Source organism: Cupriavidus sp. PB-02, assembly GCF_058252315.1.
The window spans coordinates 62,847-85,889 of the sequence record NZ_CM177694.1 but is presented as its reverse complement, the minus strand read 5'-3'; the positions used below and the strand labels follow the sequence as shown (position 1 = coordinate 85,889).

The following is a 23,043-nucleotide window of genomic DNA, read 5'->3' as shown; positions in this document are numbered from 1 at the left end:
AAAGAACTGCCAACCGCCGAGACATCGCCGTGAACCCTGCCCCCGAGATGCCACGCCAACATCGCCGCGCCTCCGCCTCCGCCTCCGCCACGCTGCTGGCGCTGGTGGCCGCGGCGCTGGTGCTGTCGGGCTGCGCGCTGTCGCGCGGCACGCCCACCATCACCTATGACCTGGGTCCGTCCGCTGCCCTCCCCGCGACAAACCCGGGCCCGGCGCCGCTGCCCAGACTGCGCGTGACGCAGACCGACGGCCCCGACTGGCTCGAAGGCAACGCGCTCTACTACCGGCTGCGGTACGCGCAGGCGCAGCGGCTGCAGGCCTATGCCACGCAGCGCTGGGTGATGTCGCCCACGCGCCTGTTCGACGAGCGGCTGCGCGAAGCCGTGGCGGCGCGCGGCGCGCTGACCTGGTCCGGCGACACCAGCGTGCCGGCGCTCAAGGTCGACCTGCTCCAGTTCGAGCAGGTATTCGACAGCGCCACCACCAGCCAGGGCGTGGTGCGGCTGCGCGCCACGGTGTACCACCACGGCATGATCGGCCAGCAGACCTTCGAGGTGCGCCGGCCCGCGCCCAGCGGCGATGGTGCCGGCGGCGCCAAGGCGCTGGCTGACGCCAGCGACGCGGTGATCGCCACGGTGCTCGACTGGGCCGGCACACTGCAGCTAAAGTAAAGACAAGCAAGGAGATATGCCCATGGAGCCGGCTCCCCCGCCGCCCTCCGCGCCGCCCTCGCCGCTGCCTGCGGCGGCAACGTCCGTACCCGAACCGGCCGGGCCACAGTATTCGCCGCTGGCCCGCGTGGGGCTGCTTTGCTTCACGCTGCTGGTGGTGTACGCAAGCCTGTACCCGTTTTCGGGCTGGGTCGACAACGGCATCTCGCCGTTCGCCTTCCTGACCGCGCCCAAGCCGCGCTATATCACCGACTTCGACCTGCTGACCAATGTGCTGGGGTATTTCCCCTTCGGCGCGCTGGTGGTGCTGGCGTTGCATCCGCGCATGTCGGGCGGGCGCGCCACGCTGGTGGCGCTGGTGGCGGGCGCGCTGCTGTCGGCGTGCATGGAAGCGTTCCAGACCTGGCTGCCGAGCCGGATCTCGTCCAACATCGACCTGATCACCAATGCGCTGGGCGCGCTGCTGGGCGGCGCGGTGGTGGCGCCCTTCACCCGCGCGCTGATCGACGACGGGCGCCTTACGCGGCTGCGCCATGCCTGGTTCGAGCCGCACGCCAGCTTTGCCATCATCCTGCTGATGCTGTGGCCGTTTGCGCAGATCTTCCCGCAGGAGCACCTGTTCGGCATGGGCGGCATCGTGCGCGAATGGCTGACCGATCCGGATTCGTGGCCGATGCAGGTGCTGCAGATGCTGTTCCCGCAGCTGGAGGCGTGGCAGGACCATATCGGACTGCGGCCCGAGGACATGCAGAGCCAGCAGTTGCTGGAATCGCTGGTAACCGCCAGCAGCTGGGTCGGCACGGGGCTGTTCGCCTCGATCGCCATGCGCCGCAGCGCACCGTCGCTGCGCATCCTGGCCGGCCTGCTGGCGGCGGCGCTGCTGCTCAAGGCCACCGTGGCCGAGCTGCAGTTCCCGGCCGAAAGCGCCTTCGTCTGGCTGTCCGAAGGCGGCCGCTTCGCGCTGCTGACCAGCTCGCTGGTGCTGGCGCTGCTGCTGTACCTGCCGCGCTGGCTGCGCGCGGTGCTGGCGATGGCGGCGCTGCTCACGCTGGTGGTGCTGACCAACGTGCTGCCGTCCAACCCGTATGCGTGGATTTCGGAGCAAGGCTGGCGCATGGGCCGCTTCGTCCACTTCAACAGCCTGGCGCAATGGCTGGGCTGGTTGTGGCCGTTCCTGGCGTTCTGCTATGTGATCTGGCGCTTCGAGCAGGTCAGCCTGCGCCGGCATGCCATGAAAAAAGCCGCGGCGCGCCGTGAGGCGGCCGCGGCCGGTACGCAGGAGTAGCCAGGGCCGGGCAGGCTAGTGCAACTGGCCGCCCTGCTCGCGTACGTCCGCGCGGGTCGCCAGCGCCGTCGCCACGGCCTGGCGCAATCCCTTGACCAGCGTTTCCTGCGCCAGGCTCGGCTGGCCGGGATGGCGCGCGGCCTGTTCGGGCAGATAGGGGATGTGGATGAAGCCGCCACGGACCTCGCCGCGCTTGTGCTGCGCCAGCCGGTGCATCAGCCCGTAGAACACATGGTTGCACACGAACGTGCCCGCCGTCTGCGACACCGAGGCCGGCACGCCCGCGGCGCGCATGTCGCGCACCATGGCTTTGATCGGCAGCGTCGAGAAGTATGCAGCGGGGCCGTCTTCGACAATGGCCGTATCGATCGGCTGCTCCCCGGCGTTGTCGGCGATGCGCGCATCGTCGACATTGATCGCCACGCGCTCCACCGACATCTCCGTGCGCCCGCCAGCCTGGCCGACGGCGATCACCAGCGTCGGCTGCAGCGCGCCAACCAGCTCGCCGATCGCGTCGATCGCCGCGCCGAACACGCACGGCAGCTGGCGCGCCACGATCACGGCATCGCCGACGCGCTCGCCGTCGAGCGCGCGCACCGCCTCCCAGGACGGATTGATCGGTTCGTTCTCGAACGGCTCGAAGCCGGTCAGAAGCACGGTATGCATGGCAAGGGCTCCGCGGTTACATCAGGAAGTACAGCAGCACGATATTGGCGACGAGGATGGCGAGCGCGCTCGGCACCTGGGCGCGGATCACGGCGTTCTTGTCGTCCAGCTCCAGCAGCGCGGCCGGCACGATATTGAAGTTGGCCGCCATCGGCGTCATCAGCGTACCGCAATAGCCCGAGAACATGCCGATCGCCGCCATCACCGCCGGGTTGGCACCGAACATGCCGACCAGGATGGGCACGCCCACGCCGCCGGTCATCACCGGGAAGGCCGCGAAGCCGTTGCCCATGATCACCGTGAACAGCGCCATGCCCACGCAGTAGACCGCCACCGCGACCAGCTTGTAGTCCATGTTGATGTAGGCGGTGGACAGGTGCGCCACGGCCTTGCCCACGCCCGCGTCGGCAAACACCAGGCCCAGCATCGCCAGCATCTGCGGCAGCACCAGCGCCCAGCCAAGCGACTCGGTCAGCCGGCGGGATTCGCGCACGCCCTGCGCCACGGTGTCGCGCGTCAGCCAGCACACCACCCCCAGCGAGATCAGGCAGCCGATGCCGAGCGAGACAAAGGTCACGTTCTTGGGATCGAGCAGCGGCACGCCGGCCAGCTTGACGTCCTTGAACAGCATCGTGCCGATCACGGTCACCAGCGGAATCAGCAGCGCCGGGATGAACAGCTTGTTGCCGAGGCGTTTCGCACTGGCGCGGCGTTCTTCTTCTGGCAGGCTGTCATGCTTGCCGTGGCCGACGCCGCCGAAGCCGGCGATCAGCGCCATCACCACAGCACCGATGCCCACTGCCGCGGGCGGCAACCGGTCGCCGATCAGGAACACGATCGCATACAGCAGCCAGAACAGGCCGGTGCTGAGGCGGCGCGGATGCGTGCGATCCGCGAAGGTCATCAGCGCGGTGATGGCCAGCACCAGGCCGGCGAGCCAGTAGAGATATTCGATGGAAACGATCATGGCTGGCCCCTTACTCGCCGGACTTCATTGCGACATTTCCGGCGGCGCTGGCTGTGGCGGCCTGGCCGCCCAGCTCACGCTCCAGCCAGCCATCCAGGCGCTTCAGGCGCACCGCATGGATCAGGAAGGCGCAGATCGCGGTGGGGATGCCCCACACGGCGATATGCAGCGGTTCGACGTCGATGTTCGATGACAGCAGGAAGGTATGCATCAGCGCGATGGCGCCGAACGCGACGAAGATGTCCTCGCCGAAGAACAGGCCCACGTTGTCGGTGGCGGCGCAGAAGGCCAGCACGCGCTGGCGCACCGGCTCGGGCAGGTGGCCGAAGCGGTTCTCGGCTGCGCCTTCTGCCATCGGTGCCAGCAGCGGGCGCACCATCTGCGGATGGCCGCCCAGGCTGGTCAGGCCGATCGCCGCGGTCAGCTCGCGCACGCCCAGGTAGACGATCAGCAGGCGCCCGACCGTGGCCGAGGCGATGCGCGCAATCCATGCCTGCGCATGCTCGCGCAGGCCGTGCCGCTCGAGCAGGCCGATCACGGCAAGCGGCAGCAGGATGATCAGCGGCAGGTTGCGCGCCTTGACGAAGGCGGTGCCGATCGCGGTGAAGATCTGCATCAGCGGCATCGGCGCGGCCAGCCCGGTGGCCAGCGCGGCGAGTACCACCACCAGCATGGGATTGAAGCGCAGCACGAAGCCGATAATGATGACGCCGACCCCGACAAGGGGCCAAAGATTGACTGCCTGTTCCATAAGAGACACCAAACGAATAAAACGAAGGCGCGCGGACGGCAGCCGTCGTACAGCACGACGGAGCGGGCCGCGGGAGAAACCAGCGAAGCGGCGCGGGTGCGCTCAGTCGCTGGCGCGAATCGCGATGCCTTCCGCGCCCAGCCGTTCCCGGATGCGGCGCGCAAAGGCAAGCGCGTGGGCGCCGTCGCCGTGCAGACACACGGTTTCAGCGCGGATCGGTACCCAGGTGCCGTCGATGGCGCGCACGCGTTGCTCGCGCACCATGGTCAGGGTCTGGCTCAGGGCAACTTCCTCGTCCTCGTGCAGCGCGCCGGGCGTGCCGCGCTTGACCAGCGTGCCGTCGGGGTTGTAGCCGCGGTCGGCAAAGACTTCCTGCTTGACGCGCAGGCCGGCCTCTCTGGCGATGTCGATCATCTGGCTGCCGGCCAGGCCGAAGAACACCAGGTCGGAATCGAAGTCGCGCACCGCGCGCACGATCGCGCGGGCCAGCGCGGGATCGCGCACGGCCTGGTTGTAGAGCGCGCCATGCGCCTTGACGTGATGGAGCTGGCCGCCCTGCGCGCGCACGATCGCGTCGAGCGCGCCGATCTGGTACAGCACGTCGGCGTAGACGGCCTCGGGGTCGCGCTGCATTTCTGTGCGCCCGAAGTTCTCGCGGTCCGGGTAGCTCGGGTGCGCGCCGATCGCGACGCCGTGCTCGATCGCCCACTTCACCGTCTGCAGCATGGTGGCCGCGTCGCCGGCGTGCCAGCCGCATGCCACGTTGGCGGAACTGATCAGCGCCAGCAGCGCCTCGTCGTTGCCGCAGCCTTCGCCGAGGTCGGCGTTCAAATCGATCTGCATTGCCGTTCTCCTGTGCGGTGCGGTGTGTGCCGCCGCCTTTGTCAGTGTGGCCGGTGCGTGGTCTGCGCGCCGGCGCGGTTACCTGTGCTGCGCGCGTGCCCTCATGCCGCCGCGCGGGTCAGCGTGCGCCGGCGCGCGGCGATGGTCATGCCTTTGCCCTGCCATTGCAGCGCCTGGTCGATCTGGCGCAGGTAGCGGTCCACCTCGGCCTGCGCCGCCGTGGCCTGGCCCAGCGTGACCTGCACGAAGCGCACCGGCGCGCCCAGCGGCACCTGCGCCAGCCGCCACAGGTCGGCGCCGATCACCACGCCGATCTTGGGATAGCCGCCGGTGGTCTGCGCATCGGCCATCAGCGCGATCGGCTGGCCGGCCGGCGGCACCTGCATCACGCCGGGGACCACCCCATGCGACAGCAGGTCGGCACTGCGCTCAGGGCGGCGCACCAGCGCCGGTCCGTTCAGGCGCAGGCCCATGCGATTGCTGTTGGGCGTGACGGTCCAGTCGGCCTGCCACAGCGCTTGCTGCGAGGCGGCGTCAAAATCCTCGTACTCGGGCCCGGGCAGCATGCGGATCGGCGTGGCCTTGCCATCAACCTTGGCCGGCAGCGCCCATGTCGGCGCCTGCACGCCGATCCAGTCGCCCTCGGCCGCCAGGCCCGGGCGCCCCGCGGGCAGGCGGTCGCCTTCCTGCAGCGGACGCCCGCCCAGGCCGCCGAAACCGGATTTCAAATCGGTGCTGCGCGAACCCATCACCGGCTCGACAGCGATGCCGCCGGCCACGCACAGGTACACGCGCGTGCCGCCGCGTGTCGACGGCAGCGTCAGGGTCTCGCCCTTGTGCGCATCGAAGGCATGCCACGACCACACCGGCACACCGTCCAGGTTGGCGCCGCACTCGGCGCCGGCCAGCGCCACGCGCAGGTCCGCGTGAAAGCGCACCGCGGCGCGGCCCAGCGTGAATTCAATGGCGGCGCAGCCCGGCTCGTTGCCCAGCAGCCGGTTGCCGACCGCCACGGCCAGCGGATCCATCGCACCGCAACGGCCCACGCCGAAACGGCGAAAGCCGGTTCGGCCCAGGTCCTGCACCGAGGCGAGCGCGCCAGGTCGGATGATCTCGATCACGCGATGATTTCCTCGGCGACAAAGCGCACGGTGTCGCCGGGCGCGAACAGGGACGGCGGATCGCGGTCCGCCACGAAGAGTTCGGCTGCGGTATGCCCGATCAGTTGCCAGCCGCCCGGCAGCACCGCCGGATAGATGCCGGTCTGCTCGCCGCCGATGCCGACCGAGCCGGCCGGCACCGCCACGCGCGGCTCGCGCCGGCGCGGCGTGGCCAGCTCGGGCGCCAGGCCGCCCATATAGGCGAAGCCAGGCTGGAAACCGAGGAAGTAGACGACGTACTCGCCGGCCGCATGGCGGCGCACCACTTCCTGCGGGGAAAGGCCGGTATGGGCGGCCACGTCGCCCAGGTCCGGGCCGTGCTCGCCGCCGTATCGCACCGGGATCTCCACCAGCTTGCCCGTCGCATTGCGCGCCTCGCCCGAGGCCCACGCGAGCTTCAGGTTGCGTTCCAGCGCGTCCACGTCGGCGCTGCCGTCAAAGATCACCGTCAGGTTGTTCATGCCCGGCACCACGTCCACCACGCCGCGCCAGTCCGCCGCCCTGGCGGCCATCGCCCAGATGCGACGCTGGACTTCCAGCGATGCGGGCGGAGCGACGCTGTACAGCAGCGCCTGCTCGGCGAGTCGGTGGACGGTGCAGGAGTTCATGGGATTCCCGGTAGCGCACTTGCTACCAGTGTAGGCAGGCAAGCCGGAATGTGACGCAGTTGTATTTCATCGATAATTTATCGATGAATTCATAATATCGAAACGAAACGAGGAGAAACAGTCAGGGTTGACCCTAGGGGCGCAAGGGCCACTGCGGCCGGCTGCACCATGGCGGGGCACCAAAGAAAAACGGCCGGGAAGTCCCGGCCGTCTCTGCTCGATCAGTTTGCAGCGCTGTCGCTCAGGCAAACCCCGCCTGATGCGCCTGCTGGTCGGCGTGGTACGAGCTGCGCACCATCGCGCCCACCGCGGCGTGGGTGAAGCCCATCTTGTAGGCCTCTTCCTCGAACATCTTGAAGGTGTCGGGATGGACGTAGCGCAGCACCGGCAGGTGGTGGTTCGACGGCGCCAGGTACTGGCCGATGGTCAGCATGTCGATGTCGTGGGCGCGCATGTCGCGCATGACTTCGAGGATTTCCTCGTCGGTCTCGCCCAGGCCCACCATCAGGCCGGACTTGGTCGGCACATTGGGGTTGCGGCGCTTGAATTCCTGCAGCAGCTTGAGCGAGTGCTCGTAGTCCGCACCCGGGCGGGCCTGCTTGTACAGGCGCGGCACGGTTTCCATGTTGTGGTTCATCACGTCAGGCGGGCAGGCCTGCAGGATGTCCAGCGCCTTGTCCAGGCGGCCGCGGAAGTCAGGCACCAGCACTTCGATGCGGGTGGCGGGCGACAGGTCGCGCGTCTGCGAGATGCAGTCGACATAGTGCTGGGCACCGCCGTCGCGCAGGTCGTCGCGGTCGACGCTGGTGATCACCACGTAGTTCAGCTTGAGCTGGGCGATGGTGCGGGCCAGGTTGCCCGGCTCGTTCACGTCGAGCGGATCGGGGCGGCCGTGGCCGACGTCGCAGAACGGGCAACGGCGCGTGCACTTGTCGCCCATGATCATGAAGGTGGCCGTGCCCTTGCCGAAGCATTCACCGATGTTGGGGCAGCTCGCTTCCTCGCACACCGTCACCAGGTTGTTGGCGCGCAGGATGTCCTTGATCTCGTAGAAGCGTGAGCTGCCGGTGGCGGCCTTGACGCGGATCCAGTCCGGCTTCTTGAGCTTTTCGGCCGGCACGATCTTGATGGGGATGCGTGCGGTCTTGTCGGCCGACTTCTGCTTGCGGGTCGGGTCGTACTGCTCCGCGGGGGACTGCGGGGCTTCGCTGGAAGTGGCGATCAGGGCGTCGCTCATACATTTCTCCGCACGCGCTCAGCGTGCATTTCGCTTTTGACTAGGAGGCCAGGGCCGGCGTGGCGGTTTCTTCGGCTGCCAGCACGCGGGCTTCGTGCGCTGCCAGCACTTCGCACAATGCCGCCGCCAGGCGCTGCGCGATTTCGGGTTGTCTTGCCGCGGTTACGGGCAGCGGGGTGCCACCGGCATCGGCCACCGGGCAGGTGGCGCCCGCGCTCGCCATGTCGACCGTTTCCAGTCCGGCATAGCCGCAGGGATTGATGCGCAGGAACGGCGACAGGTCCATCTGCACGTTGAGGCTGACGCCGTGGTAGCTGCAGCCGTTGCGGATCTTGAGGCCGAGCGCGGCAATCTTGGCGCCCTGGTGCGGCCCGTCGGACAGGTAGATGCCGGGGGCGCCGGGCTTGCGTTCGGCTGCGAGATTATACGCCGCGAGCGTGTCCAGCACCGCCTGCTCGATGCCGTGCACGAGCTCGCGCACCATCAGGTGGCGGCGGCGCAAATCGACCAGCAGGTAGGCCACGACCTGGCCGGGACCGTGATAAGTGATCTGCCCGCCACGATCGATCTGCACCACCGGGATGTTGTCATCCGGCGACAACAGGTGTGCGGGATCGCCCGCCTGGCCCAGCGTGTAGACCGGCGGATGCTCGACCAGCCAGATCTGGTCGGGCGTCTCGGGCGTGCGTGCGGCGGTAAAGGCGCGCATCGCGTCGAAGCACGGCTGATAGTCCTCGCGGCCGCGTTCGATGACGTGGATCGGATGCATGGCGAGAGTGTAACGAAAAGGGCCGGCTTGCGCCGGCTCCCTTCCCTGCACCGCTTACGGTCGCGAGCGTGGCGCATCGTCCGATCCGCCACGCGACCAGACCAGGCGCAGGTGCGCGCGGCCCGGGCGTGACGTGGACGATGCCTCGCCGGCTCCCGCGTCAGGATGCGGTGACCTGGTCCTGGTTAGGCGTCCACTCCGTACCTCGAACCAAACGGCGCAGGCTGCGATACACCAGGTGCGGCACATCGGCCAGCGACAGCGCCGGGCGGCGCGCTTCGGCGATTAGGGCCAGCCGCACCGGCTGCTCCGCGCGCGGATCGACGCTGACCGTCACCTCATCGCCGGAGCGCAGCAACAGGCTGCCGCCACAACGCAGCCAGTAGTCCTCCGAATCGTTCTCGCGCGTGAGCCATACGTCGGTGCCGCGGGCATTTTCCACGTGCAGGCGCTGGGCGGCGTGCACCGACAGCGCGGTGACTTCGCCAGGATTCAGGGTGAACACAGTCGTTGTGAGCACGGTTTTCATGAGGGTTCTCCGTTCAGCCGGCTTCGGCAGGGGGCGCCGAAGTGTCGCGGGTTTCTCGGCAACTGGCCCGGTATTGGGACCGAGCCAGTTAAATAACGTGGAAATCACCGTGAAAAAAATCGCAACAGCAGGGGCCGGTGAAAGAATATTAGTGATTGCCCGGGCACTATCAAAACGATATATTTTCTTTGTTCTTGTTAGTCAAACTCACATACCCCCAGAGATCAGGGAGACCGCCATGGCCTGGAAAAGCGCCTGGGAAAAGGACCTGCCGCGCGGCTGGCATCGTGAATTGCCGCGTCTGCCCGCGCTGACCGCCCTGCGCGCCTTCGAGGCCGCGGCGCGGCACGAGAGCTTTTCGCGCGCCGCGACCGAGTTGTTCGTCACCCACGGCGCGGTCAGCCACCAGATCCGCGCGCTGGAAGAAGAGCTGGGCATGCCGCTGTTCGAGCGCCACGGCAAGCGCGTCGCGCTGACGCCGGCCGGCCGCGTCTATGCCGAGCGCGTGCGCGACGCACTGCTGCAGATCGCCGATGCCACGCGCGTGCTGCAGGCCGGCAACCGTGACAAGCGGCTGACCATCAGCACCATGCCGTCGTTCGCCGCGCGCTGGCTGACGCCGCGCATCGGCAGCTTTATCGAGCGCCACCCGGAACTGGACGTCGAGCTTCTGTCGTCCAACACGCTGGTCGACTTTGCCCGCGAGGAGGTCGATATCGCGCTGCGCATGGGCAGCGGCGACTATCCCGGCCTGTATGTCGAGAAGCTGATGGACGACGTCTTCTTCCCGGTCTGCAGCCCCGGCTTCAACGGCGGACGGCTGCCCGAGCGGCCGCAGGACATGGGCGGCCTGCCGCTGCTGCGCGGCGAGGGCGATCCGTGGAAGCCGTGGTTCGAGGCCGCCGGGCTGGACTGGCCGGAGCCGCGCAAGGGCCTGCTGCTGGAGGATTCGTCGCTGCTGCTGCAAGCCGCTGCCGCGGGCCAGGGGATCGCGCTGATCCGCTCGTCGCTGGCCTACAACGACTTGCTGGCGGGGCGCGTGATGCGGCTGTTCGATGTCAGCATCCCGTGTCCGTGGCTGCTGTATTTCGTGTGCGCGCCGGGCATGCTGGAGGCACCCAAGGTGCAGGCGTTCCGCGCCTGGTTCCTGCCGGAGATGGAGCGCTTTCGCGAAGTGCTGGCGCAGTGGGCTGACGACTAGTCTTCGGCTGGGTCGTCCGCAGCCTCGGCATCCTGCGGCGCCGCTGTCTTGCGCGCGCGACCGGCGCGCGGATGGGCCTTGTCGTAGACGCGCGCCAGGTGCTGGAAATCGAGAGCGGTATAGACCTGCGTGGTCGAGACGCTGGCATGTCCCAGCATCTCCTGCACCGCGCGCAGGTCGCCGGACGACTGCAGCAGGTGCGTGGCGAACGAGTGCCGCAGCATATGAGGATGCACGTCGGCCGGCACGCCGGCGCGCAAGGCCTGCTGCTTGAGCCGTAGCTGCACGGTGCGCATCGACAGCCGCTTGCCGCGCGGCCCCAGGAACAGCGCGTGCGCGTCTTCCGGGGCGGCGCCGGGGCGCAGCAGTGTGTCGCGCACCGCCAGCCAGGCGCGCAGCGCCTCGACCGCCTTGCTGCCGACCGGCACCGAGCGCTGCCGCGAACCCTTGCCGGTTACCGTGACCTCGGCGCCGGCCAGGTCGAGCCAGCTGCCGGAGCGGTAGCCATCGGCATCGGCGTAGCGCACATCGAGCTGCACCAGCTCGGACAGCCGCAATCCGCTCGAATAGAACAACTCGTAGACCGCGTGGTCGCGCAGCGCCTGCGCATCGGTGCCGGCGGGGTGCGACACCAGCGCCACCGCGTGCTCGACCGACAGCGCTTTGGGCAGTGCGTGGCCCGAGCGCGGCGCGCGCACACCGTCGACCGGATTGACGGTGACGCCGTGGCCATGGCGAGCCGCCCACTGGTAGAAGCCGCGCCATGCCGACAGCGTGCGCGCGATGCTGGTGCCGACCAGCCCGACGGCATGCAGCCGGGCGGCGAAGTTGCGGATATGGTGGGTCTGCAGCGCCAGCAGCCCGGCGCCGGGCGCGTAGCGTGCCGCGTGGGATTGCAGCACGCGCAGGTCGCGGCTGTAGCTGGAGAGCGTGTGTTCGGCAAGCTTGCGGCTGCCGCGCAGCCAGTCGAGGTAGCGCGTGACGAGAGGATCGGGAGCCGGCGGGGGCGCGCTGTCGCTGGCCGGCGCGGGGTCGTTGGCCTGGCGGGGCGGCCGGCGTGCGGTCATGGCGTCAGCCGCTGTGGTCGACCGCGCCTCAGTCGCGTAGCCGGTTCAGCGCGGCACCGGCGACCTCGCCGATCTGCGTCAGGTAGGCGGTGCCCATGCCTTCATGGAAGCGGCGCGGATCGGGCGAGCCCAGCACCAGCAGGCCGAAGGCCGCGCCCTGTGCGTCCACACCCGCGTCGGCGGCGCGCACGGGCACGCGCAGCGTCACCATCGCCAGCGAGACGATATCGTCGCGCTCCAGCAGCGCCGCGGCCTCGAAGCCGCCGTTGGTGCCGCAGTACGGTGCGCGCAGGCCTTCGGCAAAGATGCGCAGGTCTTCGCTGGCGCCCTGCGCCACTTCCATATGGGCGTACTGCTCGGCCACGTCCCACAGCTTGAGCGCCACCGCCGGCACATCGAACACCTGCTGCAGGCCGTCCTGCACGGCATAGGGCAGCGCGTGCGAATCGGCTTCGGCCAGCAGGCGCAGCTGCCAGTCATGCATGCGCTGCTGGGTGCGGTCGTTGTCGTGGCCGTGCCGGACCAGGTCCGCCAGGCGCAGCTCCAGACCCTTGTTCTTCTCGCGCAGGATTTCCATCTGGCGCTCCTGCAGCGACACGGCGCGGTGGCTGTGCGGGCTGGTCAGCTGCACCGCGGCCAGCAGCTCGGCGTGCTCTTCGAAGAATTCAGGGTTGCTCTGCAGGTAGGCTGCGACGTCTTGGGCGTTCATGGCGGGAACCGGTAGAGAAAATTGGGTGGCAGTTTAACAAACCCACCCAGCCAGAAGAGGGGCGCGGTGTTGGGTGCACCAAAGCCGCCCGAGCTTGCCTAAGCAAGGTGTTCTCCCTCTCCCGCAGGCGGGAGAGGGGAGCAAACCCTTAGCACGCTGGGCCGCGCTACGTCTGGATCAACCGCTTCTGCCGCGAAATACTCATCAGAATCCCGATCCCCGCCCCCAGCGTCACCAGCGCCGTACCACCATAGCTCATCAGCGGCAGTGGCACCCCCACCACCGGCAGGATGCCACTCACCATGCCCATATTGACGAAGGCATAGGTAAAGAAGATCAGCGTGATCGATCCCGCCAGCAGCCGCGAGAACAGCGTCGGCGCGTTAGCCGCGATAAACAGTCCGCGGAAGATCAGCAGCAGGTACAGCACCAGCAGCACCGCATTGCCGATCAGGCCGAACTCCTCCGAGTACACCGCGAAGATAAAGTCGGTGTGCTTCTCCGGGATGAACTCCAGGTGCGTCTGCGTGCCCTTGAGCCAGCCCTTGCCCTCCACCCCGCCCGAGCCGATCGCGATGATCGACTGGATGGTGTGGAAGCCCTTGCCGAGCGGATCGCTGGTCGGATCGAGCAGCGTGCAGACGCGATGCTGCTGGTAATCGTGCAGCACCGGCCAGTTCACGCCCGGCGCGCACATATCGTTCTGGAACGTGATCAGCAGCGTGATCGCCACCACCAGCAGCCCCAACAGCGGCAGGATCAGCCGCCACGACAGGCCGGCAAAGTAGATCACGTAGATGCCGGCGGCCATCACTAGCAGCGCGGTGCCCAGGTCAGGCTGCTTGGCGATCAGCCCGACCGGGATCAGCAGCAGCAGCAGCGCCACCACGAAGTCGAACCACTTGATCACGCCCTCGCGCTTCTGGAAGTACCAGGCCAGCATCAGCGGCATCGAGATCTTCATGATCTCGGACGGCTGGATCACCATGCCGACATAGAGCCAGCGGCGCGCGCCCTTGCGGATCAGCCCGAACATCGCCACCGCGATCAGCAGCGCCACCCCGACCGTATAGATGGGCACCGCCACCCGCATCAGCGTCTGCGTCGGCATGTAGGCGATCACCAGCATCACCACGTACGACAGCAGGATGTTGCGCAGCTGGTCCTCGACCCGGCCCGGCATGTCGATGGCGGCCGAGTACAGCGCCACGATGCCGGTAGCGAACAACAGGAAGACGATCAGTGAGAGCGGTTTGTCAAAACCGGTCAGCGCGGTCTTGACGAGTGACAGGACGCGGCGTCGATCCATGCGCGTCTCCTTCAGCGAGTGGCGTCGGCACCGCTGGCCGCCTTGGCGGACACGGGCTTGACGCGTGGTTTGGGCGCGGGCGCCTTGACCGGCTGCGCAGCGGGCGCGGAGGCCGGCTGCGGCGCCAGGGGCTTGCTGTGGCCCAGCGCCTGCAGCATGCGTTCATCGAGCGACTGCACCGCCGATGCCGGCGCGATCGCGGCCGGGTCGATGGCCGCGGCGATGGCGGCGGAGGCGCCGGCGTGCGGCGCGGAGGCCGCGGCCACCGCGCTGGCGCCGGCCCCGCTCGCGGCCGCGCCGCCGGACATCACAGTGGCGCTGGCAATGCTGGCGGTCTGGCCGGTGGTGAACACGCTGGGCGTATTGACCGGCGGGCGGCCTGCCACGAGCTCGGTGGCCGGCGGCGCGATCGCTTCCAGCTCGCCGGGCCATTTGCCGGTGAGGTAGAAGTCCATCAGCTTGCGCGCGATCGGCGCGGCCACCGCGGCGCCGAAGCCGGCGTTCTCGACGATCAGCGCGATCGCGATCTTCGGGTTGTCCGACGGCGCAAAGGCGGTGTACAGCGAGTGGTCGCGCTTGCGCTCTTCCAGTGCGTGGTGGTTGTACTTCTCACCCTTGGCCAGGCTGTAGGTCTGCGCGGTGCCGGTCTTGCCGGCGGATTCATAAGCCGCGCCAGCAAACACGCGCGCCGCCGTGCCGGAGTGCGTCACCGCCACCATGGCGCGCTTGATCACGTCGATATCGGCCTGCTTGAGCGGGATCGTGTAGCTTTCCTTGGGCACCGTCAGCGTGCGCTTGCGCGTGACCGCGTCTTCCACGGCCTTGACCAGGTGCGGCTTCATCACCTTGCCGTTGTTGACGATGACCGAGGTGGCCTGCGCCAGCTGCAGGATGGTGAAGCTGTTGTAGCCCTGGCCGATGCCCAGCGAGATGGTCTCGCCGTCATACCACTTCTGCTGCTCGGGCTTGCGGTAGGCCTTGCGCTTCCAGTCGGTCGACGGCAGGATGCCGCGGCTTTCGCCTTCGATGTCGATCCCCGTGATCTGGCCGAAGCCCAGCGGCTTCATGAAGTCATGGATGCCGTTGACGCCCATGTCGCGCGCCAGCGCGTAGTAATAGGTGTCGCACGAATGCACGATCGAGCTGTGCATGTCGACCCAGCCGTGTCCACCCGGCTTGTCGTCGCGGAAGGTGTGGTTGCCCAGCGTGAAGAAGCCCGGATCGGACATGCCCCAGGCTGCGGTGCGCTTGCCGGTGGCCAGCGCCGCCAGCGCCATGAAGGGCTTGTAGGTCGAGCCCGGCGGGTAGGTGCCGCGCAGCGGGCGGTTCAGCAGCGGCTTGTCGGGCGAGTTGTTCAGCTCGTTCCAGGTATTGGTATCGATGCCTTCGACGAACAGGTTGGGGTCGTAGGTCGGCTTGGAGACGAAGGCCAGGATGTCGCCCGTGGAAGGCTCGATCGCCACCAGCGCGCCGCGGCGGTCGCCGTAGAGCGCCTCGGCCAGTTGCTGCAGGCGGATGTCGAGCGACAGGATCAGGTTGTTGCCCGGCGTGGCGGGCGAAGTCGACAAGGTACGGATCGGGCGCCCGCCGGCACTCACTTCCACTTCCTCGAAGCCGGTCAGGCCGTGCAGCTCGGTCTCGTAGCTCTGCTCCAGGCCGATCTTGCCGATGTAGTTGGTGCCCTTGTAGTTGTCGCCGTCCTTGCGCGGGTCGTATTTGGCGCTCTCGGCATCGTTGGCCTCGTCCATGGCCTCGATGCGCTCCTGGTCGCGCTGCGAGATGCGGCCGATATAGCCGATCACGTGCGAGGCCGACTCGCCCAGCGGATACTGCCGGAACAGCCGTGCGCGCACGTCCACGCCCGGGAAGCGGAAGCGCTGCGCGGAAAAGCGCGCCACTTCCTCGTCGCTCAGCTGGCTGCGCAGCGGCAGGCTCTCGAAGCTGCGCGACTCTTCCATCAGCCGCTTGAAGCGGCGCCGGTCGCGCGGCTGGATATCGACCAGCGCCGACAGGCCCTCGATGGTGTTGTCCAGCGTGTCGGTCAGCTTGGACGGCGTGATCTCGAGCGTGTAGGCGGAATAATTGCGCGCCAGCACGATCCCGTTGCGGTCCATGATGATGCCGCGGTTGGGCTCGATCGGTGCCACCGAGATGCGGTTATCCTCGGCCTTGGCCGAGTACTGGTCATGCTTGTACCACTGCAGCCACAGGAAGCGCGTGAACAGCAGGCCAAAGCAGATCACCGTGAACAGGGCGGCAGCCGCCACACGGATGCGGAAGCGGCCGATTTCCAGTTCGACGTTGCGGATTTCGGTCATGGTACTGCGTTGGCCAGGAGTGAGCGTTTAGGTGCGGTCAGGTGCGTGCGGCGTCAGATCGGACGCGTCTCGTCGACATCGCTCGAACGGCGCTGCGGCGCCAGCAGCAGGCTGGTGGCCAGCGGCCACAGCAGCGCCTCGATCCCCGGCGCCAGCAACAACGGCCAGCCCGGCAGCGGCGCGCCCATCGCCAGGCGGATCAGCACCGGCACCGCGTGCGCGATAAACAGCAGCGGCAGCACATGCAGCGCCTGGGTATAGACGGTGAACCACAGCACGCGCCGGTGGATGGTGATGGCGAAGTAGGCCAGCAGCGTGTAGGCCAGCGCGTGCTCGCCCAGCAGCCGCGCATCGTGCACGTCCATCAGCAGGCCGAGCGCGAACGCCACGCCCATGCCCACCTTGCGCGGCTGGTGGATGTTCCAGAACACCAGCACCAGCGCCACCATGTCGGGGATCCACAGCGTGTCGCCCCAGGGCATCAGGTTGAACAGGAACGCCAGCACGAAGCTGAGCGCGATAAAGGCGGGATTGACCGGCCGCAGCAGGTATTGGCGATTGGTCACTGTGACGCCTCCTTGGCGGGCGGGGCCTTGGCTGCGGCGGCGCTGGCGGCGGCGGCGCGCGCGGCGGCGGACTTGGCGCCCTTGACCGGCGCCTCCGGCTTGGCCTCGACAGTCTCGCGCGCCGGGATGGCGGCGTCGTAGCGCACCACCAGCAGCTGGCGGTGCGCGCGCACGCCGGCCACCGGCTCGCAGTACACGCGCGAGAACGCGGTATCGGCCTTGCGCTCGATATGGACGATCCTGGCCACCGGCAGGCCCGGCGGATAGGTGCCGTCCAGGCCCGAGGTCACCAGCAGGTCGCCCTGCTGCAGGTCGGCCGCGGCGGCCATGAAGCGCAGGTCGAGCTGGCCCGCGCGCGCGCCGCCGAAGGCCACGCTGCGCAGGCCGTTGCGCACCACCTGCACGGGGATGGCCTGGTCCTTGTCGGTCAGCAGCGTCACTTCGGACTGGAACGGCGACACGCGCGTGACCTGGCCCACCACGCCGCGCTCGTCGATCACCGGATAGCCGGCACGCAGGCCGTGCTGGCTGCCCCTGTCGATCACGATCCGCTGACTGTAGGGGTCGCGCGCATCATAGAGGATCTCGGCGGCCGTGACCGGCGTGGCCGACTGCTGCGCCAGCCCGAGCAGCTTGCGCAGCTGGTTGTTCTCGGCCTCGAGCTGCGCCTGGCGCACCGAGGCCTCGGCCTGCTGCACCGCACTCTGGCGCAGTTCGCGGTTCTCGGTGGCGAGCATGGCGGAGGACTGCGCATAGTCGAACACCGTGCGCAGCGCGTCACGCGGCGTCAGCACCAGGCGTTCGACCGGCATCAGCACGGTGGCGGCAACCTGCCGGCCCACGCTGAGCGCGTCGAAGCGGGCGTCGACCACGAGCAGCGCCAGCGCAATGGCCACATACAGGACCAGCCGGGCGACAGCGGAGGTGCCTTGCTTGAAGAGCGGCGGAGGGGAGTAATCCATTTACCCGATTGAAAACCGGTGCACACGCGGAAACGCCCCGCCGCCCGCCGTACCGCGCCCCAAAAGGGGGCGGCACGGCCAGGCGGCGGGTTCGGTGGGGGCTAGCCCCTGACGGATGCAGCGCCGCGACACCGCCCTGATCGCTGGATCCGGCAGGCCGCGCATCGCCACGTGAGCGTCCTTCTGCTTACTCGTAGGAGAAGATGCTGCCCAGCTTGTCCATGCGTTCCAGCGCCATGCCGGAGCCGCGCACCACGCAGGTCAGCGGGTCTTCGGCGACCAGCACCGGCAGGCCGGTTTCCTCGGCCAGCAGGCGATCCAGGTCGCGCAGCAGCGCGCCGCCGCCGGTCAGCATCATGCCGCGCTCGGCGATGTCGGCGCCCAGTTCCGGCGGGGTCTGTTCCAGCGCGATCTTCACCGCCGAGACGATCTGGTTGAGCGGATCGGTCAGGGCTTCCAGGATTTCGTTGGACGAGACGGTGAAGGCGCGCGGGATGCCTTCGGACAGGTTGCGGCCCTTGACTTCCATCTCGCGGACCTCGGAACCCGGGAAGGCCGAGCCGATTTCCTTCTTGATGGCTTCGGCGGTCTGTTCGCCGATCAGCATGCCGTAGTTGCGGCGGATGTAGTTGACGATGGCCTCGTCGAACTTGTCGCCGCCCACGCGCACCGAACCCTTGTAGACCATGCCGCCCAGCGAAATGATGCCCACCTCGGTGGTGCCGCCGCCGATATCGACCACCATCGAGCCCGACGGCTCCGACACCGGCAGGCCGGCGCCGATCGCGGCCGACATCGGCTCCTCGATCAGGTACACCTGGCTGGCGCCGGCGCCCAGCGCCGACTCACGGATGGCGCGGCGTTCGACCTGGGTCGAGCCGCACGGCACGCAGATGATGATGCGCGGGCTCGGACGCAGCAGCTTGCTGTCGTGCACCATCTTGATGAATTGCTTGAGCATCTGCTCGGTGACGGTGAAGTCGGCGATCACGCCGTCCTTCATCGGGCGGATCGCTTCGATATTGCCCGGCACCTTGCCCAGCATCTGCTTGGCTTCCTTGCCCACCGCCGTGATGGTCTTCTTGGCGTTGGGGCCGCCTTCCTGGCGGATCGCGACGACCGAGGGCTCGTCCAGCACGATGCCCTTGTCGCGCATGTAGATCAGCGTGTTGGCGGTGCCGAGGTCGATCGCCAGGTCGTTGGAGAAGTAGCTGCGGAGAAATCCGAACATCAGGAATCCTGTCTGTGGTGGTGTTCGCGGGTAGGCGAAGCGGCCGGCACCGCGGGCGGCCCGGCCACGAAATGCTTGTGTTGAATACGGAATGGTTCTCGGCTTCCCGGCCCGCCCGCCGTCCGGCGCGGGGCGGCCGGGAGCAGAGTCGGAATCGGGATCGGCACCGCCGCCGGCACGCGGTTGCAAAGTTGCAATCTAGCACTTTTGCGAATTTGCATTTTTGCGATTTGCAATGCGCGATGCCGGCCCTACGGGAACCTTTGATTAGACCTCGCGCAAAAGTTCGCGAGTATTTGTCGGGCGCTGGACCGGCATGTCATAAGACATTGAGACATAGTCCGGCCGGCGGCAGAGGCCTAATCAGAGGACCCAGGTTTTTTCCACCTTCTGGCGCTTTCGGCGGCCCTGGCGCGGGGGCGCCGGCCAAGGCTGTATGCAGCCAGTTTGGCAGCCATGTGACGAAGGCGTTGCCAAAGGTCGGAAGCACGCAATGATACCTTATAATTCCTGCTGCTTCGGGCGTTTACAGCCTGAAAATACCTGTAATTCCGACGACTCCGTGGCGTCTTTGCCGCGCTCCGGAGCCGCCTGTCCGGGCCGCGCGACGCCTCCGCCGCACGGCCGGCCGCCGGCCCCGCCGGCGCCTTCCGCATCCGAGCATCCGAACACCACGCCATGGCCCTCGACCTATCCGACGTCAAGCGCATCGCCCACCTGGCCCGCATCGAAACCAGCGATGACGAGGCCGCCCAGACGCTTGCGCAGCTGAACAATTTTTTCTCGCTGGTCGAGCAGATGCAGGCGGTCGACACCACCGGCATCGTGCCGCTGGCCCACCCGCTGTCGGCCGTGCGCGACATGGCCCAGCGCCTGCGCGACGACGTGGTCACCGAAGCCGACCGCCGCGAAGATTACCAGCGCCCCGCGCCCGCCACCGAAAACGGCCTGTACCTGGTGCCCAAGGTGATCGAGTGACCGCCGCCGCCGCGAACCCCGCTATCGCGGCCGCTACCTCACTACGTCACCCTGCGCCACCCCTGATGCCAACCGACTGTCATGCCCTTTTCCGCTGATTCCGTGACTTCCCTGCGCCAGCTCGCCGACGCCCTGGCCGCGCGCTCCGTCTCCGCCGAGGAGCTCGCGCGCGAGTACCTGGCCCGCATCGAGCAAGCCGCCGCGCTCAACGCCTTTATCCACGTCGATGCCGAGCGCACCCTGGCGCAGGCGCGCGCCGCCGACGAACGCCGCGCGCGCGGCGAGGCCACGCCGCTGACCGGCGTGCCGGTCGCGCACAAGGACGTGTTCGTCACCCGTGGCTGGCGCGCCACCGCCGGCTCGAAGATGCTGGGCAACTACGAAAGCCCGTTCGACGCCACCGTGGTCGAGCGCATGGCCGCGGCCGGCATGGTCACGCTGGGCAAGACCAATATGGACGAGTTCGCGATGGGCTCGTCCAACGAGAACTCGCATTTCGGCCCGGTGCAAAACCCGTGGGACACCAGCCGCGTGCCGGGCGGTTCGTCTGGCGGCTCGGCCGCGGCGGTGGCCGCAGGCCTGGCGCCCGCCGCCACCGGCACCGACACCGGCGGCTCGATCCGCCAGCCGGCGTCGTTCTCGGGCATCACCGGCATCAAGCCGACCTATGGCCGCGTGTCGCGCTACGGCATGATCGCGTTCGCCTCGTCGCTCGACCAGGCCGGCCCGATGGCCCATAGCGCCGAGGACTGCGCGCTGCTGCTCAACGCCATGGCCGGCTTCGATCCCAGGGATTCGACCAGCATCCCGCCCGAGCAGGGCGGCGTGGACGAGGACTACACCCGCCTGCTGGGCCAGCCGCGTGCCAGCGCCACCGCCGAGCGCCCGCTGGCCGGCCTGCGCATCGGCCTGCCGAAGGAATACTTCGGCAAGGGCCTGTCCGCCGACGTCGAGCAGGCCGTGCGCGCGGCGCTGGCCGAGTATGAAAAGCTCGGCGCCACGCTGGTCGAGGTGTCGCTGCCCAAGACCGAGCTGTCGATTCCCGTGTACTACGTGATCGCACCGGCCGAGGCCTCGTCCAACCTGTCGCGCTTCGACGGCGTGCGCTACGGCCACCGCGCCGCCGAGTACCGCGACCTGCTCGACATGTACAAGAAGAGCCGCGCCGAAGGCTTCGGCCCGGAGGTCAAGCGCCGCATCCTGGTGGGCACCTACGTGCTGTCGCACGGCTACTATGACGCCTACTACCTGCAGGCGCAGAAAATCCGCCGCATCATCGCCGACGACTTCCAGCGCGCCTTCGACCAGTGCGACGTGATCATGGGCCCGGTGGCGCCGACGGTGGCGTGGAAGCTGGGCGAGAAGACCTCGGACCCGGTGCAGATGTACCTGGCCGACATCTTCACGCTGTCGACCAGCCTGGCCGGCCTGCCCGGCATGAGCGTGCCGTGCGGCTTCGGCGAGGGCAACATGCCCGTCGGCCTGCAGCTGATCGGCAACTACTTCGACGAAGCGCGCCTGCTGCAGACCGCGCACGCGTTCCAGCAGGCGACCGACTGGCACCTGCGCCGTCCCGCCAAGGCATGACCATGACCTCGCGCTCCGCCCCCCGCCTGCTTCCGCTGCGCCTGATGGCGGCCGCCGCGCTCGCCGCGGCGGTGGCCGGCTGCATCCCGCTGCCGGGCGGGCTCGGCCGGCCCACGCCGATCGCCAGCCGCGATATCGACCTGGTGGGCGACTGCCGCCGCACCGAGGAAGACGGCTTCCGCGAGGATGCCCAGCTGCGCGTGTCCGACAACAGCGTGCAGCAGCTGTCGTGGAAGCTGTGGGTCGGCAGGCGCGGCTCGTGCAGCTTCAACCTGGCGGACTTCCGCCAGGTCCAGAAGAGGCCGCATATCGAGCTGCGCGCCAATGACGGCAGCGGCTGCAAGCTGATGGTCTGGCAGGACCCGCGCCGCGTCACGCTGGCGCATGCCAACTGCCAGCAGCGCTGCACGCCCGGCATCTACGAGCAGGCCTGGCCCGTGATGTTCGAGCCCGGCAGCGGCGCCTGCGCCAGCACGCGCTGATCTTGCCAATACCGCCGATGCCGACCGCCATGGCCACCGCCTCCGCCACCCCGCCCCGCTCCACCAGCGCCGCCAGCCGGCTGCTGCGCGCGGCCGTGGCGCTGGCGCTGGGTGCGTGGCTGGCCGGCGCCGCGGCGCATACGCCCGACCTCCCCGCGCCCGCGCTGACGCAGCCGGCGCCGCTGACACCCGCCGGCGCGCTGGCACCGAACGCGGTGACGCGGCCGACGCCCGGATCCGCAGCGGCACCCGTGCCGGCGCAGCGCGTCCAGCTGCGCGGCGACGCGACCGCGCCCGCGCTGACCGCCTACTGGTTCCTGCCGCGCGAAGGCGCAACGGCGCGCGCGCTGCCGGTGGTGGTGGCGCTGCACGGCTGCGGCGGGTTGCTGTCGGCGCACGCCGCGCGCGAGACCACACCAGACGGCGAGGTCGCCGCCATGCTGCAGCAGCGCTATCGCGAATACGCCCAGTGGCTGACCGAACGCGGCTACGCCGTGCTGATGCCCGACAGCTTCAGCGCCCGCGGACGGCCCCACGGCATCTGCACCGAGCCGACCGACACGCGCGGCATCGACGACCGCACCCGCCGCGCCGATGCGCTGGCCGCGCTGCGCTGGCTGGCCAGCCAGCCGGGCATCGATACCTCACGCGTCGTGCTGCTGGGCTGGTCCAACGGCGCGCAGGCGGTGCTGGCCACCGTCGACGCCAGCCGCCCGTGGCCGGCCGGCACGCCGCAGGTGGAACGCGCGGTTGCGTTCTACCCCGGCTGCAAGCGCGCGGTGCAGCAGCACAGCTTCCGCCTGCGCGCGCCGATACTGCTGATGATCGGCGGCGCTGACGACTGGACGCCCGCTACCCGCTGCGCCATGCTGCAGAGCGCCGTGCTGGCGCGCCAGCCGGGGGCGCGCTTCCGGCTGGAGATCTTCCCGGGCGCGTACCACGGCTTTGACGGCACCAGCGAGCTGCATATGCGCCGCGACGTGCCCGCTGCCGCACGCAAGGTGCAAGGCGTCACCGTCGGCGGCGACGCGGTGGCGCGCGTGGCCGCGCTGGCCCAGCTCGACTCATGGCTCGCCAGTCCCGACCCCTAGAAGGCGGAACGAAGCCAAAGAACACCGGGGCGGCAGCGCCGCTCCACCGCAACAAA

Annotated in this window: 23 protein-coding genes; 7 read left to right on the top strand and 16 right to left on the bottom strand. The window is 68.7% G+C overall.

What is annotated here, in order from left to right:
- Positions 1–47: 47 nt before the first annotated feature.
- The gene (locus AC10V3_RS00400) at positions 48–671 is read left to right on the top strand and encodes an ABC-type transport auxiliary lipoprotein family protein (protein WP_041680916.1); all 624 of its coding nucleotides are present in this window, start codon (positions 48–50) and stop codon (positions 669–671) included.
- A gap of 22 nt (positions 672–693) precedes the next feature.
- The gene (locus AC10V3_RS00395; protein ID WP_022533191.1) at positions 694–1,956 is read left to right on the top strand and encodes a VanZ family protein; all 1,263 of its coding nucleotides are present in this window, start codon (positions 694–696) and stop codon (positions 1,954–1,956) included.
- A gap of 15 nt (positions 1,957–1,971) precedes the next feature.
- On the opposite strand, the gene pcp is transcribed toward AC10V3_RS00395, so the two are convergent.
- From pcp to AC10V3_RS00350, 9 genes are all read right to left on the bottom strand, one after another.
- Positions 1,972–2,622: a pyroglutamyl-peptidase I gene (gene pcp, locus AC10V3_RS00390; protein WP_022533190.1), complete on the bottom strand. Its 651-nt coding sequence runs from the start codon at positions 2,620–2,622 to the stop codon at positions 1,972–1,974.
- A gap of 16 nt (positions 2,623–2,638) precedes the next feature.
- Positions 2,639–3,589 (bottom strand): DUF979 domain-containing protein, encoded by a 951-nt coding sequence (locus tag AC10V3_RS00385; RefSeq protein ID WP_022533189.1) that lies wholly within the window; start codon positions 3,587–3,589, stop codon positions 2,639–2,641.
- 10 nt (positions 3,590–3,599) lie between these two features.
- The gene (locus AC10V3_RS00380) at positions 3,600–4,340 is read right to left on the bottom strand and encodes a DUF969 domain-containing protein (RefSeq protein ID WP_022533188.1); all 741 of its coding nucleotides are present in this window, start codon (positions 4,338–4,340) and stop codon (positions 3,600–3,602) included.
- Between the two features lie 102 nt (positions 4,341–4,442).
- The gene (gene pxpA / locus AC10V3_RS00375) at positions 4,443–5,183 is read right to left on the bottom strand and encodes a 5-oxoprolinase subunit PxpA (RefSeq protein ID WP_490922933.1); all 741 of its coding nucleotides are present in this window, start codon (positions 5,181–5,183) and stop codon (positions 4,443–4,445) included.
- A 101-nt stretch (positions 5,184–5,284) separates the two neighbouring features.
- Positions 5,285–6,304 carry a 5-oxoprolinase subunit C family protein gene (locus AC10V3_RS00370; protein ID WP_022533186.1) on the bottom strand — a complete coding sequence of 340 codons (1,020 nt, stop codon included), beginning with the start codon at positions 6,302–6,304 and terminating at the stop codon, positions 5,285–5,287.
- A complete protein-coding gene (gene pxpB, locus AC10V3_RS00365) occupies positions 6,301–6,951 on the bottom strand; it encodes a 5-oxoprolinase subunit PxpB (protein ID WP_022533185.1) in 651 nt (216 codons plus the stop codon). Before pxpB ends, AC10V3_RS00370 begins: the two co-directional genes overlap by 4 nt.
- 241 nt (positions 6,952–7,192) lie before the next feature.
- On the bottom strand, positions 7,193–8,188 hold the full coding sequence (lipA, locus tag AC10V3_RS00360; protein ID WP_022533184.1) for a lipoyl synthase: 996 nt from the start codon (positions 8,186–8,188) through the stop codon (positions 7,193–7,195).
- 40 nt (positions 8,189–8,228) lie between these two features.
- Complete coding sequence (gene lipB / locus AC10V3_RS00355; protein ID WP_041680915.1) at positions 8,229–8,957, bottom strand: lipoyl(octanoyl) transferase LipB; 729 nt, start codon at positions 8,955–8,957, stop codon at positions 8,229–8,231.
- Positions 8,958–9,117: 160 nt separating this feature from the next.
- Positions 9,118–9,486 carry a DUF2917 domain-containing protein gene (locus AC10V3_RS00350; RefSeq protein ID WP_022533182.1) on the bottom strand — a complete coding sequence of 123 codons (369 nt, stop codon included), beginning with the start codon at positions 9,484–9,486 and terminating at the stop codon, positions 9,118–9,120.
- Positions 9,487–9,724: 238 nt separating this feature from the next.
- Between AC10V3_RS00350 and AC10V3_RS00345 the strand changes: the two genes are divergently transcribed.
- A complete protein-coding gene (locus tag AC10V3_RS00345) occupies positions 9,725–10,687 on the top strand; it encodes a transcriptional regulator GcvA (RefSeq protein ID WP_490922929.1) in 963 nt (320 codons plus the stop codon).
- Here AC10V3_RS00345 and xerC read toward each other — a convergent pair.
- From xerC to AC10V3_RS00310, 7 genes are all read right to left on the bottom strand, one after another.
- Positions 10,684–11,754, bottom strand: coding sequence for a tyrosine recombinase XerC (gene xerC / locus AC10V3_RS00340; RefSeq protein ID WP_490922928.1), 1,071 nt, complete (start codon positions 11,752–11,754; stop codon positions 10,684–10,686). The genes AC10V3_RS00345 and xerC overlap by 4 nt on opposite strands.
- Positions 11,755–11,782: 28 nt before the next feature.
- Entirely contained in the window at positions 11,783–12,463 is a 681-nt protein-coding gene (locus AC10V3_RS00335) for a DUF484 family protein (protein ID WP_022533179.1), read from the bottom strand.
- A gap of 166 nt (positions 12,464–12,629) precedes the next feature.
- The gene (gene rodA, locus AC10V3_RS00330) at positions 12,630–13,772 is read right to left on the bottom strand and encodes a rod shape-determining protein RodA (RefSeq protein WP_022533178.1); all 1,143 of its coding nucleotides are present in this window, start codon (positions 13,770–13,772) and stop codon (positions 12,630–12,632) included.
- An 11-nt stretch (positions 13,773–13,783) separates the two neighbouring features.
- The gene (gene mrdA / locus AC10V3_RS00325) at positions 13,784–16,090 is read right to left on the bottom strand and encodes a penicillin-binding protein 2 (protein ID WP_490922926.1); all 2,307 of its coding nucleotides are present in this window, start codon (positions 16,088–16,090) and stop codon (positions 13,784–13,786) included.
- A gap of 53 nt (positions 16,091–16,143) precedes the next feature.
- Positions 16,144–16,656, bottom strand: coding sequence for a rod shape-determining protein MreD (mreD, locus tag AC10V3_RS00320; RefSeq protein ID WP_022533176.1), 513 nt, complete (start codon positions 16,654–16,656; stop codon positions 16,144–16,146).
- A complete protein-coding gene (mreC, locus tag AC10V3_RS00315) occupies positions 16,653–17,618 on the bottom strand; it encodes a rod shape-determining protein MreC (protein WP_022533175.1) in 966 nt (321 codons plus the stop codon). Before mreC ends, mreD begins: the two co-directional genes overlap by 4 nt.
- A 187-nt stretch (positions 17,619–17,805) precedes the next feature.
- Positions 17,806–18,849: a rod shape-determining protein gene (locus tag AC10V3_RS00310; protein ID WP_008648066.1), complete on the bottom strand. Its 1,044-nt coding sequence runs from the start codon at positions 18,847–18,849 to the stop codon at positions 17,806–17,808.
- A 678-nt stretch (positions 18,850–19,527) separates the two neighbouring features.
- Here AC10V3_RS00310 and gatC point away from each other — a divergent pair.
- From gatC to AC10V3_RS00290, 4 genes are all read left to right on the top strand, one after another.
- Positions 19,528–19,827, top strand: a complete 300-nt coding sequence (gene gatC, locus AC10V3_RS00305; RefSeq protein ID WP_349605240.1) for an Asp-tRNA(Asn)/Glu-tRNA(Gln) amidotransferase subunit GatC — start codon at positions 19,528–19,530, stop codon at positions 19,825–19,827.
- An 81-nt stretch (positions 19,828–19,908) separates the two neighbouring features.
- Complete coding sequence (gatA, locus tag AC10V3_RS00300) at positions 19,909–21,414, top strand: Asp-tRNA(Asn)/Glu-tRNA(Gln) amidotransferase subunit GatA (protein ID WP_022533173.1); 1,506 nt, start codon at positions 19,909–19,911, stop codon at positions 21,412–21,414.
- The gene (locus tag AC10V3_RS00295; RefSeq protein ID WP_349605242.1) at positions 21,411–21,896 is read left to right on the top strand and encodes a hypothetical protein; all 486 of its coding nucleotides are present in this window, start codon (positions 21,411–21,413) and stop codon (positions 21,894–21,896) included. The genes gatA and AC10V3_RS00295 overlap by 4 nt, the downstream gene beginning before the upstream one ends.
- 29 nt (positions 21,897–21,925) lie before the next feature.
- The gene (locus tag AC10V3_RS00290) at positions 21,926–22,987 is read left to right on the top strand and encodes a dienelactone hydrolase family protein (protein ID WP_490922924.1); all 1,062 of its coding nucleotides are present in this window, start codon (positions 21,926–21,928) and stop codon (positions 22,985–22,987) included.
- Positions 22,988–23,043: the final 56 nt, after the last annotated feature.

What these genes read in the sequence shown, in the direction of transcription:
- AC10V3_RS00400 (WP_041680916.1), top strand. Translation starts at nt 48, where the DNA reads ATGCCACGCCAACATCGCCGCGCCTCCGCCTCCGCCTCCGCCACGCTG.
- AC10V3_RS00395 (WP_022533191.1), top strand. Translation starts at nt 694, where the DNA reads ATGGAGCCGGCTCCCCCGCCGCCCTCCGCGCCGCCCTCGCCGCTGCCT.
- pcp (WP_022533190.1), bottom strand. Translation starts at nt 2,622, where the DNA reads ATGCATACCGTGCTTCTGACCGGCTTCGAGCCGTTCGAGAACGAACCG.
- AC10V3_RS00385 (WP_022533189.1), bottom strand. Translation starts at nt 3,589, where the DNA reads ATGATCGTTTCCATCGAATATCTCTACTGGCTCGCCGGCCTGGTGCTG.
- AC10V3_RS00380 (WP_022533188.1), bottom strand. Translation starts at nt 4,340, where the DNA reads ATGGAACAGGCAGTCAATCTTTGGCCCCTTGTCGGGGTCGGCGTCATC.
- pxpA (WP_490922933.1), bottom strand. Translation starts at nt 5,183, where the DNA reads ATGCAGATCGATTTGAACGCCGACCTCGGCGAAGGCTGCGGCAACGAC.
- pxpB (WP_022533185.1), bottom strand. Translation starts at nt 6,951, where the DNA reads ATGAACTCCTGCACCGTCCACCGACTCGCCGAGCAGGCGCTGCTGTAC.
- lipA (WP_022533184.1), bottom strand. Translation starts at nt 8,188, where the DNA reads ATGAGCGACGCCCTGATCGCCACTTCCAGCGAAGCCCCGCAGTCCCCC.
- lipB (WP_041680915.1), bottom strand. Translation starts at nt 8,957, where the DNA reads ATGCATCCGATCCACGTCATCGAACGCGGCCGCGAGGACTATCAGCCG.
- AC10V3_RS00350 (WP_022533182.1), bottom strand. Translation starts at nt 9,486, where the DNA reads ATGAAAACCGTGCTCACAACGACTGTGTTCACCCTGAATCCTGGCGAA.
- AC10V3_RS00345 (WP_490922929.1), top strand. Translation starts at nt 9,725, where the DNA reads ATGGCCTGGAAAAGCGCCTGGGAAAAGGACCTGCCGCGCGGCTGGCAT.
- xerC (WP_490922928.1), bottom strand. Translation starts at nt 11,754, where the DNA reads ATGACCGCACGCCGGCCGCCCCGCCAGGCCAACGACCCCGCGCCGGCC.
- AC10V3_RS00335 (WP_022533179.1), bottom strand. Translation starts at nt 12,463, where the DNA reads ATGAACGCCCAAGACGTCGCAGCCTACCTGCAGAGCAACCCTGAATTC.
- rodA (WP_022533178.1), bottom strand. Translation starts at nt 13,772, where the DNA reads ATGGATCGACGCCGCGTCCTGTCACTCGTCAAGACCGCGCTGACCGGT.
- mrdA (WP_490922926.1), bottom strand. Translation starts at nt 16,090, where the DNA reads ATGACCGAAATCCGCAACGTCGAACTGGAAATCGGCCGCTTCCGCATC.
- mreC (WP_022533175.1), bottom strand. Translation starts at nt 17,618, where the DNA reads ATGGATTACTCCCCTCCGCCGCTCTTCAAGCAAGGCACCTCCGCTGTC.
- AC10V3_RS00310 (WP_008648066.1), bottom strand. Translation starts at nt 18,849, where the DNA reads ATGTTCGGATTTCTCCGCAGCTACTTCTCCAACGACCTGGCGATCGAC.
- gatC (WP_349605240.1), top strand. Translation starts at nt 19,528, where the DNA reads ATGGCCCTCGACCTATCCGACGTCAAGCGCATCGCCCACCTGGCCCGC.
- gatA (WP_022533173.1), top strand. Translation starts at nt 19,909, where the DNA reads ATGCCCTTTTCCGCTGATTCCGTGACTTCCCTGCGCCAGCTCGCCGAC.
- AC10V3_RS00295 (WP_349605242.1), top strand. Translation starts at nt 21,411, where the DNA reads ATGACCATGACCTCGCGCTCCGCCCCCCGCCTGCTTCCGCTGCGCCTG.
- AC10V3_RS00290 (WP_490922924.1), top strand. Translation starts at nt 21,926, where the DNA reads ATGGCCACCGCCTCCGCCACCCCGCCCCGCTCCACCAGCGCCGCCAGC.